Annotated in this window: 15 protein-coding genes; 7 read left to right on the plus strand and 8 right to left on the minus strand. The window is 74.0% G+C overall.

What is annotated here, in order from left to right; all coding sequences use genetic code 11:
• Window positions 1–37 precede the first annotated feature (37 nt).
• Window positions 38–1,015 carry a zinc-binding dehydrogenase gene (locus tag NCI01_RS20655; protein ID WP_254183374.1) on the minus strand — a complete coding sequence of 326 codons (978 nt, stop codon included), beginning with the start codon at window positions 1,013–1,015 and terminating at the stop codon, window positions 38–40.
• Window positions 1,016–1,150: 135 nt separating this feature from the next.
• Here NCI01_RS20655 and NCI01_RS20660 point away from each other — a divergent pair, with 135 nt between their 5' ends.
• Window positions 1,151–1,519, plus strand: a complete 369-nt coding sequence (locus tag NCI01_RS20660; RefSeq protein WP_254183375.1) for a DUF2256 and DUF3253 domain-containing protein — start codon at window positions 1,151–1,153, stop codon at window positions 1,517–1,519.
• Window positions 1,520–1,544: 25 nt separating this feature from the next.
• On the opposite strand, the gene NCI01_RS20665 is transcribed toward NCI01_RS20660, so the two are convergent.
• Both NCI01_RS20665 and NCI01_RS20670 read right to left on the minus strand, forming a co-directional pair.
• Complete coding sequence (locus NCI01_RS20665) at window positions 1,545–2,174, minus strand: hypothetical protein (protein WP_254183376.1); 630 nt, start codon at window positions 2,172–2,174, stop codon at window positions 1,545–1,547.
• A gap of 59 nt (window positions 2,175–2,233) precedes the next feature.
• Window positions 2,234–2,527 carry a hypothetical protein gene (locus NCI01_RS20670; RefSeq protein WP_254183377.1) on the minus strand — a complete coding sequence of 98 codons (294 nt, stop codon included), beginning with the start codon at window positions 2,525–2,527 and terminating at the stop codon, window positions 2,234–2,236.
• 105 nt (window positions 2,528–2,632) lie between these two features.
• Between NCI01_RS20670 and NCI01_RS20675 the strand changes: the two genes are divergently transcribed.
• Together NCI01_RS20675 and NCI01_RS20680 are read left to right on the plus strand one after the other, a co-directional pair.
• Window positions 2,633–3,247, plus strand: a complete 615-nt coding sequence (locus NCI01_RS20675) for a ClpP family protease (protein ID WP_254183378.1) — start codon at window positions 2,633–2,635, stop codon at window positions 3,245–3,247.
• On the plus strand, window positions 3,244–3,861 hold the full coding sequence (locus NCI01_RS20680) for a ClpP family protease (RefSeq protein WP_308213241.1): 618 nt from the start codon (window positions 3,244–3,246) through the stop codon (window positions 3,859–3,861). Before NCI01_RS20675 ends, NCI01_RS20680 begins: the two co-directional genes overlap by 4 nt.
• A gap of 13 nt (window positions 3,862–3,874) precedes the next feature.
• Here the strand turns inward: NCI01_RS20680 and NCI01_RS20685 are convergent, their stop codons facing one another.
• The 5 genes from NCI01_RS20685 to NCI01_RS20705 form a co-directional block, all read right to left on the minus strand.
• A complete protein-coding gene (locus NCI01_RS20685) occupies window positions 3,875–4,171 on the minus strand; it encodes a helix-turn-helix domain-containing protein (protein ID WP_254183379.1) in 297 nt (98 codons plus the stop codon).
• A 71-nt stretch (window positions 4,172–4,242) separates the two neighbouring features.
• Window positions 4,243–5,700 (minus strand): protein adenylyltransferase SelO, encoded by a 1,458-nt coding sequence (locus NCI01_RS20690; protein ID WP_254183380.1) that lies wholly within the window; start codon window positions 5,698–5,700, stop codon window positions 4,243–4,245.
• A gap of 39 nt (window positions 5,701–5,739) precedes the next feature.
• Window positions 5,740–7,305: a peptide chain release factor 3 gene (locus NCI01_RS20695; RefSeq protein WP_254183381.1), complete on the minus strand. Its 1,566-nt coding sequence runs from the start codon at window positions 7,303–7,305 to the stop codon at window positions 5,740–5,742.
• A 68-nt stretch (window positions 7,306–7,373) separates the two neighbouring features.
• On the minus strand, window positions 7,374–8,075 hold the full coding sequence (locus tag NCI01_RS20700; protein WP_254183382.1) for a GAF domain-containing protein: 702 nt from the start codon (window positions 8,073–8,075) through the stop codon (window positions 7,374–7,376).
• A 61-nt stretch (window positions 8,076–8,136) separates the two neighbouring features.
• Window positions 8,137–9,351: an ROK family transcriptional regulator gene (locus tag NCI01_RS20705; protein WP_254183383.1), complete on the minus strand. Its 1,215-nt coding sequence runs from the start codon at window positions 9,349–9,351 to the stop codon at window positions 8,137–8,139.
• An 88-nt stretch (window positions 9,352–9,439) separates the two neighbouring features.
• Between NCI01_RS20705 and zwf the strand changes: the two genes are divergently transcribed.
• From zwf to NCI01_RS20725, 4 genes are all read left to right on the plus strand, one after another.
• Window positions 9,440–10,918, plus strand: coding sequence for a glucose-6-phosphate dehydrogenase (zwf, locus tag NCI01_RS20710; RefSeq protein WP_254183384.1), 1,479 nt, complete (start codon window positions 9,440–9,442; stop codon window positions 10,916–10,918).
• Window positions 10,915–12,801, plus strand: coding sequence for a phosphogluconate dehydratase (edd, locus tag NCI01_RS20715; RefSeq protein WP_254183385.1), 1,887 nt, complete (start codon window positions 10,915–10,917; stop codon window positions 12,799–12,801). Before zwf ends, edd begins: the two co-directional genes overlap by 4 nt.
• Window positions 12,785–13,414 carry a bifunctional 4-hydroxy-2-oxoglutarate aldolase/2-dehydro-3-deoxy-phosphogluconate aldolase gene (eda, locus tag NCI01_RS20720; RefSeq protein WP_254183386.1) on the plus strand — a complete coding sequence of 210 codons (630 nt, stop codon included), beginning with the start codon at window positions 12,785–12,787 and terminating at the stop codon, window positions 13,412–13,414. The genes edd and eda overlap by 17 nt, the downstream gene beginning before the upstream one ends.
• Window positions 13,415–13,537: 123 nt before the next feature.
• Window positions 13,538–14,812: a glycoside hydrolase family 16 protein gene (locus NCI01_RS20725; RefSeq protein ID WP_254183387.1), complete on the plus strand. Its 1,275-nt coding sequence runs from the start codon at window positions 13,538–13,540 to the stop codon at window positions 14,810–14,812.
• Window positions 14,813–14,932: the final 120 nt, after the last annotated feature.

Raw genomic sequence — 14,932 nt, forward strand, 5'->3', positions numbered from 1 at the left:
GCCCCAGCCTAGGGGCGGGGGCCGCCGGTCCCGGGGATCACGGCCGCAGCAGGATCTTGCCGCGGCGGCCGGGCTCGCCGTTGGCGCGCGCGGCGTCGGCGATCTCGTCGAGGCCGTAGACCTTCTCGACGGGGAGCGTGAGCGCGCCGGAGCCGATGCCGGTCACCAGCTCGCCCATCAGCGCCGCCCGCTTCTCCCGCGACATCGCGCCGAAGACCTTGCTGCCCCAGAAGCCCTTGATGACGACCTGCTTGAAGATCACGTCGCCCGACCCGATCTCCATCGTCGGCGAGGCCATCGCGCCGAAGACCACGAGCACGCCGTCCTCGGCCAGGAGGGAGACGACGTCACCGGCGGACCGTCCGCCGACCGAGTCGACGCCGGCGACGATCGGGGCGTCGCCCACGATCTCGCGCACGCGGTCGCGCCAGCCGTCGTCGTCGGTCGCGACGACCCGCTCGATGCCCTGCTCGGCCAGCTCCGCGACACCGTCGGCTCGGCGGACGAGGCCGAGGACGTTCACGCCGCGCGCCGCGGCCAGCTGGGCGACGAGGCGGCCGACGGCGCCGTTGGCGGCGTTCTGGACGATCCAGTCACCCTCGGACACGTCGAGGTGGTCGAGCAGCGCGATGGCGCTGAACGGCATCGACACCAGCTGCGCCGCCGCCTCGTCACTCATGCCGTCCGGCACCGGGACCAGCCCGGCGGCCGGCGCGACGATGAGCTCGGCCCAGGCGCCGAACGTCCCGCCGGTGGCGACCCGCTGGCCCACCTCGAGCCCCTCGACGCCCTCACCGAGCGCCTCGACGACACCGACGGCCTCGGTCCCGGCGCGGGCCGGCATCTCGGGCTTGAAGCCATAGCTGCCGCGCGTCGTCCAGAGGTCGTGGTTGTGGATGGGGGAGAGGAGCACCCGCACGAGCGCCTGGCCCGGACCGGGCACGGGGTCCGGCACCTCCTGGACCGAGAGGACCTCGGCCGGGTCGCCGAACCTGGGCTGGACGAGTGCGCGCATGGGGACTGCCTTTCGTTGCGGTGGTGAAGACGTACGTCGTGGCACAACCACCGTCGCGGGCCGCCTATGCCGCGGACAAGGCTGCTGAGGGGGAGGTCACAGGCCGCGCTGGCGCCGCGCGGCACACTGGGCGGCATGCCCCCGGAGCCGAAGACCTGCCAGTCGTGCGGGCGCACCATCGAGTGGCGCAAGAAGTGGGAGCGTGACTGGGAGCAGGTGCGCTACTGCTCGACCGCGTGCCGCAGGCGCGGCGTCTCCGACGTCGACCGGCGGCTGGAGGAGTCGATCCTCGACCTGCTGGCCCAGCGGGCTCGTACGTCGACGATCTGCCCGTCCGACGCGGCCCGGGCCGTCGGCGACGACGACTCGTGGCGCGAGCTGATGGAGCCGGCCCGACGGGCGGCCCGCCGGCTGGTGGACCGCGGCGAGGTCGAGATCACCCAGGGCGGTCACGTCGTCGACCCGTCGACCGCGAAGGGACCGATCCGGATCCGGCGCCGGTGACGGGGCGCCCAACGCTCCCGGCCGCTCAGAAGGAGTAGCCGAAGCGGTCGAGGTCGTCGGCGTGCGCGGTCGCGACCAGGCGGCGGCTCGCAACCGAGTAGGAGCGCCAGTAGGCGCGCTCGCGGTCGGTGACGTTGGTGGCCGGCACGGTCAGGTCGAGGCCGAGGAGCTCGCGGGTGTCGGGCTCGAGGTGCTCCATGCGCAGCACGACGTCCGCCTCGGACACGTGACCGCGGTTGATGCGCAGCGGCTGTGCGGGGTCGCCGACTGCCCGGGCGATCCACTCGTCGAAGTCGAGCGTCACCGCGTCGACGATGCGGTCGACGGCGCCCGGCACGTGGTGGACCCAGGACTCGGGCCGCCGCAGCTCGTGCACCCAGCGCGTGCGCGTCCGGGTGTACTCCGCGACGTAGAAGTCGAAGGGATTGCGGGTCGTGGTCACGACGCGCATCCCGTGGGCGGGGTCGACCACCCCGGCGTCGACGAGCTGCCGCACGGTCGCGTGCTTCGCGTCCACCCCCACCTGCCGGGCTCGCTGCGGCTCGACCACCTCGGTCGCGCCCCGCTGGGCGACCAGCGCCTCGCGGAGGGCCGTGCTGCCGGTGCCGGGGGCCGCGGTGACGAGGAGTCCGGCGTCGTGGTCGAGCAGCGCCATCAGCGGCGGCCGTGACAGGGAGAGCCTGGGTGCATGCAGGTATTGCAGCAGACGCCCGGTCAGTCGCCGAAGAGGTGGTCCTCGGCCTCGACGGACGTCACCTCGAGCCGCAGCGCCATCACCTTCTCCGACGGCAGCCCCAGGCGGGCGAGGATGACCTGCACCTGGGGCAGCACCCAGCTGTAGGACTCCACCGCCACCCGGCCGGCCTCGCTCTGCACGCGGATCCAGACCACCGGGTCGCCCGCGCGGTCGGGGAGCCAGTGCGCGCCGATCACCCCGGCGGGGGCGAGCGACGTGACGACCGGCAGCATGGCCGCGTCGGCGGCGCGCCGCAGCTGGTCGTCGGTCACGCGTCCACGCTAGACCTGCGGTCGCCTCCGTCGCTCCGCTGCCGGCGGATCCGCTCGCGGCAGAACGCCCTGTGGTCGCGCGCCCGGCCGGGTCACGCTGGCGTCATGACCACCCACACCACCTCCGAACGCATCGAGGACGAGCTCGTCCGACGGCTCATGCACCAGCGGATCATCGTCCTGGGCGAGGAGCTCGGCGAGCGCAACGGCAACCGGCTCATGCACCAGCTCCTGCTGCTGTCCGCCGAGGACCCCCGCTCCGACATCAGCCTCTGGATCAACTCGCCGGGCGGCTCCGTGTCGTCGATGCTCGCGATCCACGACGTCATGCGGCTCGTCCCCAACGACGTCAGCACCCTCGCCATGGGCATGGCGGCGAGCGCCGGGCAGTTCCTGCTGTCCGCGGGCACGCCCGGCAAGAGGTACGCCCTCCCGCACGCGCGCGTCCTGCTGCACCAGGGCTCCGCCGGCATCGGCGGCACGGCCGTCGACATCGAGATCCAGGCCGACGACCTGCGCCACACCCGCGACACCGTCCTCGGCCTGATCGCCGAGCACACCGGCCAGGACCGCGAGACCGTCGAGCGCGACTCCCGGCGCGACCGGTGGTTCAGCGCCGACGACGCGCTGGCCTACGGCTTCGTCGACCAGGTGATCAGCTCGGTCGACCACGTGACGCCCGCGCACACGCGGACCATGGGCCTGGCGGGTGCGCGATGAGCACCTACGAGATGAGCAGCTACACGATCCCGTACGTCGTCCAGCAGACGCCGCGGGGCGAGCGGACGCTCGACCTCTACTCGCGGCTGCTGTCCGAGCGGATCGTCTACCTCGGCACCGAGATCGACGACGGCGTCGCCAACGCGGTCATCGCCCAGATGCTGCACCTGGCCTCGGAGAACCCCGAGCTCCCGATCAGCCTCTACCTCAACTCGCCCGGCGGCTCCATCACGGCGATGCTGGCGGTCTACGACGCGATGCAGTTCGTGAAGCCGCCGATCGAGACCGTGTGCGTCGGCCAGGCCGCGTGGACCGCGGCGGTCCTGCTCGCCGGGGGAGCGCCCGGCCGGCGCGCGATCCTGCCGCACGGACGGGTCGTGCTGCACCAGCCCGCGACGCAGGGCCGGGGCACCATCCCCGACCTGATCCTCGAGGCCGACGAGGTGGCTCGCGTGCGCCTGCTGCTCGAGGAGGTGCTGGCCCAGCACACCGGGCGCACCCCCGAGCAGATCCGGCAGGACACCGACCGCACGCTCGTGCTGCCGGGGGAGGCGGCGGTGGACTACGGGCTCGTGGACACCGTCCTGCGCGAGCAGGGGCCTGCTCTGGCCTGAGACCGGCGAGCGGTCAGGCGGCCAGGGCGAGGGCGTCCGGCCGCCCGACCCGCACCGCGAGGCGGCGCACGCTCAGGTCGAGGGCCCCGGCGATGGCGTGGAGCATCTCCGACGACGGGTCCTTCAGGCCGCGCTCGACCTCGGAGAGGTACTGCACCGAGACGCCGGCACGCTCGGCCACGTCCACGAGGCGCTCGCCGCGGTGGCGGCGCTCGCGGTGCAGCTCGCGGCCGACCAGCTCGCGCCACAGGGGCTCGGGCTCGCGCGCGCCGTCGCCGTCGGGGTCGGGGAACCGCAGGATCTCGCCCATGGGCCGAACCTAGCCCCGCTCGCGCCCGAGCGCGGAGCGATTCCGCTCAGGGCGGAACGGCCGCGGGGACCTCAGGTGCCGCAGAACGTCGTGTAGGACCCGAACGAGTCGGGCGCGGGCTCGGCGTAGCGCTCCAGCCCGGCGCGCTCGTCGAAGGGCGCCGACACGGCCTCGAGCAGCCGGTCCAGCGGCGCGAGGTCGCCGGCCGTGGCGGCGTCGAGCGCCTCCTCGACGAGGTGGTTGCGGGGCACGTAGACCGGGTTGGTGCGGTCCATCGCGTCGGCGTCGGGGCCGAGCCGGAGCCAGCGGGCGGTCCAGGCGTCGAACCCGGCGAGGTCGAGGAACATCCCGCGGGCGGCCTCGGCGTCGCCGCGAGCGGCCGCGCCCAGGCTGCGGAAGAACGACGTGTGGTCGACGTGGTCGGCCTGGACGAGGGCGACCAGGTCGGTGACGAGGGTCGACGCCTCGGCGCGGTCGACGCCGTCGGGCAGGCCCAGCTTGGTGCGCATGCCCGCCGACCAGGCGGCGGAGTAGAGGTCGCGGAACGTGCCGAGCGACTCGACGGCGACGGCCACGGCCGCGTCCTGCTCGTCGGCCAGGAGCGGCAGCAGCGCCTCGGCGAGGCGGGCGAGGTTCCACTCCGCGACCACGGGCTGGTTGCCGTAGGCGTAGCGCCCGCCGGTGTCGATCGAGCTGTAGACCGTGGTGGGGTCGAAGGCGTCCATGAACGCGCACGGCCCGTAGTCGATGGTCTCGCCGGAGATGGTCATGTTGTCGGTGTTCATCACGCCGTGGACGAAGCCGACGTGCATCCACTGCGCGACCAGCGCCGCCTGGGCGGCGACGACGGCCTCGAAGAGCGCGAGGTGGGGGTGCGGCGCGTCTGCCGCAGCCGGGTGGTGGCGGGCGATCGCGTGGTCGGCGAGGCGTCGGAGCAGGTCGACGTCGTCGGTGGCGCGGGCGTACTGGAAGGTGCCGACGCGCAGGTGGCTGCTGGCCACGCGTGCCAGCACGGCTCCGGGCAGCACGGTCTCGCGCTGCACCGGGCGGCCGGTCGCGACGACGGCGAGGCTGCGGGTGGTGGGGACGCCGAGGGCGTGCATCGCCTCGCTGACGACGTGCTCGCGCAGCATCGGGCCGACGGCTGCGAGGCCGTCGCCGCCGCGGGAGAACGGCGTCCGGCCCGAGCCCTTGAGGTGCAGGTCGCGCAGGCGCCCGGAGGCGTCGACGAGCTCACCCATCAGCAGCGCACGTCCGTCGCCGAGCCGCGGCGAGTAGCCGCCGAACTGGTGGCCGGCGTAGGCCTGGGCGACCGGGGTCGCGCCGTCGGGGACGAGGGTGCCGGTGAGCAGCCCGATGCCGTCGCCGCGCAGCCAGCCGGGGTCGAGGCCGAGCTCGGCGGCCAGCGGCTCGTTGAGGGCGAGCACCCGGGGGTCGGGGGTGTCGGCGGCCTGCCACGGCAGGGCGAGCTCCGGGAGCTCGCGGGCGAAGCGGCCGTCGAGGACGAGGGTGGCGGGGGCCGAGGTCACTCCCTCGACGATACGCGCCGGGCGGGGACGACCGGCCGGTCAGCCGCCGCCGGCGGGCAGCGCCTCGAGCATGATGTCGGGGTTGTCGCGGGCGGTGACCTGGGCGCGCCACTGGTCCACGAAGAGGGCCAGGCGGGTGCCGTCGCGGCGCTCGAGCACCTCGACGCCGCGCTTGCCGGCGAGGGCGGCCGCGCCGGCGGCGTCGGTGCGCCGGGCGACCTGGTAGTCGAGCCGGGAGAACCGGATGGGCGCGTTGAACTCGTTGGTCATGCGGTCCTCGACGACCTCGAACTGCATCGGGCCCACGGCGGCCAGCACCGGGTTCTGGTCGCCGCGCAGGTCGGAGCGCAGCACCTGCACCACGCCCTCCTGGTCGAGCTGCTCGATCCCGCGGCGGAACTGCTTGTAGCGGCCGATGTCGCCGGCGCTGGCCGTCACGAAGTGCTCGGGCGCGAAGCTCGGGACGGGCGGGTACTCGATCGGGTCGCCGACGTAGACCGTGTCGCCCACCCGCAGGGCCTGGGCGTTGACGAACCCGATGATGTCGCCGGGCTCGGCGCTGTCCACCGCGGCGGTGTCGCGGCCGAAGACCGACTGCGCGAACTTGGTGGCGAAGGGGCGGCGGCTGGCGGCGTGGGTGACGACCATGCCGCGCTCGAAGGTGCCCGACACGACGCGGGCGTAGGCGAGCCGGTCGCGGTGGGCGTTGTTCATCCCCGACTGCACCTTGAAGACGAAGGCGCTGAACTCGTCGGACACCTCGCGCACCGAACCGTCGACGCCCTCGGTCGCGCTCGGGTCCGGCGCGATGTCGAGCAGGAGGTCGAGCAGCTGGGCGACGCCGAAGTTCTGCAGGGCCGAGGCGAACATGACGGGGGTGGTCTGCCCGGCCAGGAAGCGGTCCTGGTCGTGGTCGGCCTCGTCGAGCTCGAGCAGCTCGTGCTCCTCGACCGCGGTGGCCCAGGCCAGGGCGTCGGCCTCCTCGACCTCGTCGGCGGCCATCCGTCGCTCGGGCGCGCGGGTGGCGCCACCGGCGGTGCGGGTGTACTTCACGAACTCGCCGGTGCGCCGGTCGAGCACCCCGCGGAAGTCGCCGGCCTCGCCCACGGGCCAGGTGAGCGGGGTCGGCCGGAGCCGGATCTTGTCCTGGATGAGGTCCATCAGCTCGAGCGCCGACAGGCCGGGACGGTCCCACTTGTTGATGACCGTCATCACCGGGATGCCGCGCAGGGCGCAGACCTTGAAGAGCTTGAGGGTCTGCGGCTCCAGCCCCTTGCCGGCGTCGACCAGCATCACCGCTGAGTCGACGGCCGAGAGCACGCGGTAGGTGTCCTCGGAGAAGTCGCTGTGGCCGGGGGTGTCGACCAGGTTGATCACGTGGTCGCGGTAGACGAACTGCAGCGCGGCCGAGGTGATCGAGATGCCACGGGCCTTCTCCATGGCCATCCAGTCCGACACGGTGGCGCGACGGTCACCCTTGCCGTGCACGGCCCCGGCCTCGGTGATGACGCGCGCGTGCAGGGCGAGGGCCTCGGTGAGGGTGGACTTGCCGGCGTCGGGGTGGCTGATGACGGCGAAGGTACGGCGTGGGCGGGTGTCGGGCACCGCGTGAATCTACCGGCCGGGGTGCCGCACGGTCGCTTCGTGGGCGCCCGGCCCCGGGGTGCGGTTGCTCACGCGCCGCCGAGCCCCACGACGACGCGTGCCAGCCGGACCAGGGGGACGCCGGCGCAGCGGGCGGCGTCCTCGAGCTGCGCCCGGGCCTCGGTCACCGTGACGTCACGCTGCGCGGCGATGATGCCGGTCGCGGTGTCGACCAGGGCCAGCTCCTCGAGCCGGGCCGGGGCCTCCGCGGCCGCGCGGCGCGTCGAGAAGGAGAGGTCGGCGTTGGTCACCGCGCCCGGGGCCCAGGCCCCGAACACGTCCGCCAGCTCGCGGTGCCGGCCCTCGAAGGTGTCCGCGGTGCTGCCGTAGAGGTTGACCGTCGCGACGACGTCGCCGTCCCGAGCCACGACGGGCAGGGTCAGGGTGCTGTGCACGCCCGCGGCGGCGCTCGCCCGGGCGAAGTCCTGCCAGCGGGACTCGCTGAGCAGGCCGTCCGGCGACGTGGCGACGCCGTGGCCCAGGTCGATGGCGTCGACGCACGGGCCGCTGGCGACGTACTGCACCGCGTCGAGGGTGGCGATCTCCTCGTCGGTCGCGACCAGGGTGAAGGTGACGTCGAGCCGGCGCAGGGCGACGCTCACCCCGACGAGCCCCGGGGCGACCTCCCGGGCGCGCTCGGCGGTCGCGAGCAGGCCCGTCGTCAGGGCGGTGTCGTCGATGTCGGTCTCGAGCTCGTCGAGCGCCTGCAGGGTCTCCGGAACGGGTTCCACATGAGGGTCGTACCCGACGCCGCACCGGGTCATGCCCGCCCGACGGGGTCAGCGGGCCGGGTCAGCGGGCCAGGGCGGCGTCGACGGCGCGCGGGGAGAGCACCGAGTCGAGGGCGAGCCGCACGCAGCCGACCAGGCCGGCCCGGTCGCCGTACACCGCGGGGACGACGAGCAGGTCCCGGCCGGCGAGCGCGGTGGTGGCGCTGAAGACGCCCTCGCGCAGCCCGGCGGAGAAGGTGTCGAAGGCGCCGGCCATGTCGCCGCCGACGACGACGGTGCGCGGGTTGAGCACGGTGACGGTCGCGGCGAGCGCCTCGCCGATGTGGCGTCCGGACGCGCGTACGACGGCACGTGCCCGCCCGTTGCCCCGCCCGGCGGCGGCGACGAGGTCGCGGACGTGGTGGACGTCCTCGCCGTCGGCGCGCAGCTGCTCGACCAGTGCCCAGCCGCTCGCCACGGTCTCCAGGCACCCGTGCTCGCCGCAGCGGCAGCGGAGACCGGCGGCGGCCGGGACCTTCACGTGGCCGAGCTGCCCGGCGGCGTCGCGGTGCCCGCGGACCAGCCGCCCGTCGGCGACGATCGCGAGGCCGATGCCGGTCGAGGCCTTGAGCACCAGCGCCTCGTCGTGCTCGCGCACGGTCGGCTCCGCGTCGGCCCGGGCCGACGGCATCTGCGACAGCGCCATGACGCGCATGTCGTTGTCGAGTGTGAGTGGCGCCGTGGTGATCTCGCGGAGGTAGGGGGCCAGGGGGACGCCGTCCCAGCCGGTCAGGGCGGGGGAGTCGACGCTCATCGCCCGCGCCGGGTCGACCGTGCCGGCCAGCGACATCCCCACGCCGCGGACGTCGTCGCCGCTCCTGCCGAGCTCGGCCAGCATCCGGTCGAGGTGGCTGACGACGAGCGGCATCAGGACGTCCGGTCCCTGGCCGGTCTCCTGCTCGAGGCTCACCGACGCGAGCTCGGTGCCGTCGAGGGAGCTCACCGAGAGCTGCGAGCGGCTGCGTCCGACGGCGACCCCGAGGACCAGCCCGGCGGCGGCGTTGAGGACGAGGGTGGTGGCCGGGCGGCCACCGGTGGCGGACTCCTCCTCGCCCTCCAGCACGAGCCCGGCGTCGGCGAGCGCGGTGAGGCGGGCGTTGACCGCCGTGCGGGACAGGCCCGTCGCGCGGCCGAGCTCGCCGCGGGTCGCGGCCTGGCCCGAGCGGATCAGCGCGAGCACCTCGCCGGCGGTCGCCGCCGGCAGGACCGGCGGGGGAGGCGGGGAGGTCTTCGGCATGGTGGGGCGATTGTGGCACCCCAAATATGTCTTGAAAAGACGGAAGTTCCGTTGCATCGGGACGGAAGCGTCCGTACGGTGGTGCGCCATGGACTCGATCACCCCCGTCGACGCCTGCGACTTCACCGTCTTCGGTGGCACCGGCGACCTGGCCCTGCGCAAGCTGCTGCCGGCGCTCTACCTCCGCGACCGCGACGGGCAGCTCCCCGACGGCTTCCGCGTCATCGGTGTCTCCCGCGCCGAGGTGGACGACGACGGCTACCGCGCGCTCGTGGCCGACGCCCTCCGTGAGCACGTGGTGGCCGACGACCTCGACCAGACGGTCGTCGAGCGGCTGCTCGGCCGGCTGCACCACGTGCGGCTCGACGTCGCGGACGTGGCCGCCTGGCACCAGCTGCACGACCGCCTCAAGGACGGCGCCGCGTCCGACGACGTCATCCGCGTCTTCTACCTCGCGGTCGCCCCCGGGCTGTTCGGCACCATCTGCGAGCACCTCGACGAGGCCGGCCTGGTGACCGAGCGCTCGCGCGTCGTGCTCGAGAAGCCGATGGGCACCGACCTCGCGACCGCCCAGCAGGTCAACGCCGCGGTCGGGCGCGTCTTCGAGGAGTCGAGCATCTTCCGCATCGACCACTACCTCGGCAAGGAGAGCGTGCAGAACCTCCTCGTCACCCGCTTCGCCAACACCTTCCTCGAGCCGCTGTGGAACAGCCGGTGGGTCGACCACGTGCAGATCACCGTCTCGGAGTCGATCGGCGTGGGGGAGCGCGGCTCCTACTACGACCGGTCCGGGGCGCTGCGCGACATGGTGCAGAACCACCTGCTGCAGCTGCTCTGCCTGGTGGCGATGGAGCCGCCGACCTACGTCGACCGCGAGACCGTGCGCGACGAGAAGCTCAAGGTGTTGCAGGCGCTTCGGCCCATGACGCCCGAGCTCGTCGACCGTGACACCGTCGCCGGGCAGTACGCCGCCGGGCTGTGCGAGGGCCGTCCCGCGGCGTCGTACGCCGACGAGGTCGGCCACGCCAGCACCACCGAGACCTTCGTGGCCCTCACGACCGAGGTGCAGAACTGGCGCTGGGCCGGCGTGCCGTTCTACCTGCGCACCGGCAAGCGGATGCCGGAGCGGGTCTCGGAGATCGTCGTGGTCTTCAAGGAGCCGCCGCACGCGATGTTCCCGCACAGCGAGGGGCCGACCGAGCCCAACCGCCTGCACATCCGCGTCCAGCCCGACGAGGGCATGCGGCTGCACATGACGGCCAAGGAGCCGGGCCCGGGAGGCATCCGGCTGCGGCCGGTGTCGCTCGACCTCAGCTATGCCGCCGCCTTCGGCGGCCGCTCGCCCGACGCCTACGAGCGGCTGCTCATGGACGTCGTGCGCGGCAACACCACCCTCTTCATGCGCCGCGACGAGGTCGAGGCGGCCTGGACGTGGGTGGCCCCCATCCTCGAGCGCTGGTCCCAGCCCTCGCACCGGCCCCGGAAGTACCCGGCCGGCACGCACGGTCCCGTGGCCGCCGTGACGCTCCTCGAGCGCGACGGCCGATCCTGGCAGGAGACAGAATGAGCACCAGCACCGTCCACCCGGTCGTCGCCGACGTCACCGACCGCATCGCCCGGCGCAGCGCCGCGACGCGCGCGGCCTACCTCGCCCGCGTCGGCGCCGCCCTCAGCACCGGCCCCGCGCGCGGCAGGCTCGCGTGCGCCAACCTCGCCCACGGCTTCGCCGCCGCCGAGGAGCCGGTGAAGTCCGGGCTGAAGTCGGGCCGCAAGCCCAACGTCGCGATCGTGTCGTCCTACAACGACATGCTCTCGGCCCACCAGCCCTTCCGCGACGTGCCGGAGGTGCTGAAGAAGTCGATCATCCGCGCCGGCGGCCTGGCGCAGTTCGCCGGCGGCGTGCCGGCGATGTGCGACGGCATCACCCAGGGCCGCGCGGGCATGGAGCTCTCGCTCTTCAGCCGCGACCTCATCGCGATGTCGACCGCCGTGGCGCTGTCGCACGACATGTTCGACGCCGCGATCATGCTCGGCGTCTGCGACAAGATCGTGCCGGGCCTGCTCATCGGCGCGCTGTCCTTCGGCCACCTGCCGACCGTCTTCGTGCCGGCCGGCCCGATGCCCTCCGGCCTGCCCAACGGCGAGAAGGCACGTGTGCGCCAGCTCTACGCCGAGGGCAAGGTGGGTCGCGAGGAGCTGCTCGAGGCGGAGTCGGCGTCCTACCACTCGGCCGGCACCTGCACCTTCTACGGCACCGCCAACAGCAACCAGATGCTGATGGAGGTGATGGGCCTTCACCTGCCCGACGCCACCTTCGCCAACCCGGGAACGCCGCTGCGCGAGGCCCTGACCCGCGCTGCGGGGGAGCGGGCCGTCGCCATCACCCACTCCGGCGGCGAGCCCACCCCGGTCGGCCACCTCGTCGACGAGAAGGCGATCGTCAACGCCTGCGTCGCGCTGCTCGCGACCGGCGGCTCGACCAACCACACGATGCACCTGGTCGCGATGGCCGCCGCCGCCGGCATCACCCTCACGTGGGACGACCTGTCCGACCTGTCGGCCGCCGTGCCGCTGCTGACCCGCATCTACCCCAACGGCTCGGCCGACATCAACCACTTCGTCGCCGCGGGCGGTACGCCGTTCCTGGTGCACACGCTGCTCAAGCACGGCTACCTGCACGACGACGTCCTCACCGTCTCGGGTCGCGGCCTGTGGCGCCACACCCGCGAGGCGCGGCTCGACGGCGCCGGCGACCGGGCCGGCGTGGTGTGGGAGGAGGGCCCCAAGTCCTCGCTCGACACCGACGTGCTCCGCGGGGCCGACGACCCGTTCGCCCCGGACGGCGGCCTGCGGATGCTCTCGGGACGCCTGGGCCGCGCGGTCGTCAAGACCTCGGCGGTCCGGCCGGAGCACCGCGTCGTGACCGCGCCCGCGATGGTCTTCGACGACCAGGCCGACTTCCTCGCCGCCTTCGCCGAGGGCCGCCTCGACGGCCGCGACCTCGTCGCCGTCGTGCGCTACCAGGGCCCGGCGGCCAACGGCATGCCCGAGCTGCACAAGCTGATGCCCGCCCTCGGGGTGCTGCAGGACCGTGGGCAGCGCGTCGCGGTCGTCACCGACGGCCGGATGTCCGGTGCCTCCGGCAAGGTCCCGGCCGCCATCCACGTCACGCCCGAGGCCGCCCTCGGCGGTCCGCTGGCGCGGGTCCGCGACGGCGACCTCGTCACCGTCGACGCCGAGGCCGGGGTGCTCGAGATCGAGCTGCCCGACGCCGAGTTCGAGCACCGCGAGACCACGGGCCGCGCGCCCCACGACGTCGAGTGGGCGGGCACCGGCCGCGAGCTGTTCTCCGGCTTCCGGGCCATCGTCGGTACCGCCGAGACCGGCGCCAGCGTCATCCGCCCGCTGCCCGCCCCCACCGAGGAGGCCCCCGTTGTCCAGCCCGTCTGACTCGCTGCTCTCGCTGGTTCCCGTGGTGCCGGTCGTCGTGCTCGACGACCTCGACCACGCGGTGCCCGTCGCCCGGGCCCTCGTCGCCGGCGGCCTGCCGGTCATCGAGCTCACCCTGCGCACCCCCGTCGCCCTCGACGCCATCGCGGCGATCTCCGCCGAGGTGCCCGACATCCTCGTCGGCGCCGGCACGATCACCTCGCCGGAGCTCGTCTCGCGCGCGGTGCGGGCCGGGGCGCAGTTCCTCGTCTCGCCCGGCACGACGCCTGCTCTGCTGCGCGAGATGGCCGGCTCCGGGGTGCCGTTCCTCCCCGGCACCGCGACCGTGTCGGAGGCGATGGCCGTGCTCGAGGCGGGCCTCTCGGAGATGAAGTTCTTCCCCGCCGAGGCCTCGGGCGGCGCGGCCTACCTGAAGTCGCTGGCCTCGCCGCTGCCGGCGGCCCGGTTCTGCCCGACCGGAGGCATCACCGCCGCGACCGCGCCGTCGTACCTCTCGCTGCCCAACGTCGGCTGCGTCGGCGGCTCGTGGCTCACCCCGGCCGACGCGCTCGCCGCCGGCGCCTGGGATCGCGTCGCCACCCTGGCCGGGGAGGCCGCGGCGCTGCGCGCCTGACCGGCGACCCGCTCGCTCGCTCGACAACCATCTCGGCCTTCGGTGCGTCCCAGACGCACCAGCACCTCACCAGCGACCGACGCCCAGCCGCTACCCGTCGCGCCCACACCACGAAGGCCACCCATGTCCGTGCGACGTCCTGCCCGCCCGCCCGCCCGTCGATCCGCCCGCCTGCTGCTGGGCGCCGGGACCGCCCTGCTGCTCCCGGCCACCCTGCTCGCCTGGTCGGCGCCCGGCTCCGCCACCGACTCGGCCCCCTCCGCGAGCCCGGCCGCCGTCGGCGAGGTGCCTGCCAGCACCAGCGTGCGCGCCACGGGCCACCAGCGGATCCGGCTCGAGGCGCTGCCGCCGGTCGTCCAGCCGGGCGGCACGGCGGCCAGCCCGGCGGCGGCGCGGGCCGCGGTCGTCGCCACCCTCCGACCGGTGCGTCCCGGCCGCCGGGTCCAGCTGCAGGTCCGGGAGGGGGAGTCGTGGCGGGCGGTCGCCACCCGGCGGCAGGACGGTCGCGGCCGCGTGCAGTTCGCCGCTGCGGCCTCGGTCGGCGGCGAGGCGGTGAGCTATCGGGTCAAGGCGATGGCGTCGGCGTCGTCGAGCCCGCTCAAGAGCGAGCCGGTCAGCACCGCCCGGTGGCTCGACGCGACGTGGACCGACGAGTTCGACGGCACCCACCTCGGCCCGGTCTGGAACCACCGCGGTCGGGAGTACGCCCACGGCAGCCGACGCTCGTGCGCCAAGGGCGACCCGAGCGCGGTCAGCGTCGGCGGCGGCGTCGTACGGCTCAGCGTCATCAAGGACCCGGACGCCACCACCAGGTGCCGCATCCAGGGCCGCGACGCGCGGGCCGGGCGCTTCGGCTACCGGCTCAACGGCCACATCGGCACCCAGCACGCGTTCGCCTTCCGCTACGGCGTCGCGGCGGCGCGGGTGAAGTTCCACCGGCTGCGCGGGCAGCACGGCGCCTTCTGGCTGCAGCCGGCCGACGGCATGCACGCCGGTGCGCTCGGCAGCGAGATCGACGTCGTGGAGTACTTCGGCGACCACCACCCGCAGGGCGGGCTCGCCTCCTTCATGCACCGCTACGACGGCAAGCGCCGGATCGCCTCGGGCGGCTGGATCCCCCGCTCACGGTCCTTCCTCACGGGGCGCCGCGACGGTTGGTCGAAGAACTACCACGTCTTCTCGGTCGAGTGGACCCCTCGCATGCTCGTCTTCCGCATCGACGGCAAGGAGACCGGCCGGCTGCGCGGGAAGATCTCCGCGGTGCCGCAGTTCCCGATCCTGAGCCTGATCTCCGCCAACTACGAGATCCCGAAGATCAAGGAGAAGCGGCTCCCGCAGCACATGTACGTCGACTGGGTGCGCGTGTGGGAGACCGGCGCGCAGGACTCCGCCGGGTGAGTAACGGTCTGCTTGTGTCAAGGGGGCGGGCGGGCAGGCGCGGCTGACCGCTCGTCGTCGGGCGGTTTGGGGCGGGTCGTTGCTGTCGGCGCTGGTGGCGTTCCGGCGGTGCTCACTGAT

It is taken from the genome of Nocardioides pinisoli (assembly GCF_024199985.1).
Lineage (GTDB): Bacteria > Actinomycetota > Actinomycetes > Propionibacteriales > Nocardioidaceae > Nocardioides > Nocardioides pinisoli.

Coding starts and splice junctions, on each gene's coding strand:
- NCI01_RS20655 (WP_254183374.1), bottom strand. CDS start 1,015: ATGCGCGCACTCGTCCAGCCCAGGTTCGGCGACCCGGCCGAGGTCCTC.
- NCI01_RS20660 (WP_254183375.1), top strand. CDS start 1,151: ATGCCCCCGGAGCCGAAGACCTGCCAGTCGTGCGGGCGCACCATCGAG.
- NCI01_RS20665 (WP_254183376.1), bottom strand. CDS start 2,174: ATGGCGCTGCTCGACCACGACGCCGGACTCCTCGTCACCGCGGCCCCC.
- NCI01_RS20675 (WP_254183378.1), top strand. CDS start 2,633: ATGACCACCCACACCACCTCCGAACGCATCGAGGACGAGCTCGTCCGA.
- NCI01_RS20680 (WP_308213241.1), top strand. CDS start 3,244: ATGAGCACCTACGAGATGAGCAGCTACACGATCCCGTACGTCGTCCAG.
- NCI01_RS20685 (WP_254183379.1), bottom strand. CDS start 4,171: ATGGGCGAGATCCTGCGGTTCCCCGACCCCGACGGCGACGGCGCGCGC.
- NCI01_RS20705 (WP_254183383.1), bottom strand. CDS start 9,351: ATGCCGAAGACCTCCCCGCCTCCCCCGCCGGTCCTGCCGGCGGCGACC.
- zwf (WP_254183384.1), top strand. CDS start 9,440: ATGGACTCGATCACCCCCGTCGACGCCTGCGACTTCACCGTCTTCGGT.
- edd (WP_254183385.1), top strand. CDS start 10,915: ATGAGCACCAGCACCGTCCACCCGGTCGTCGCCGACGTCACCGACCGC.
- NCI01_RS20725 (WP_254183387.1), top strand. CDS start 13,538: ATGTCCGTGCGACGTCCTGCCCGCCCGCCCGCCCGTCGATCCGCCCGC.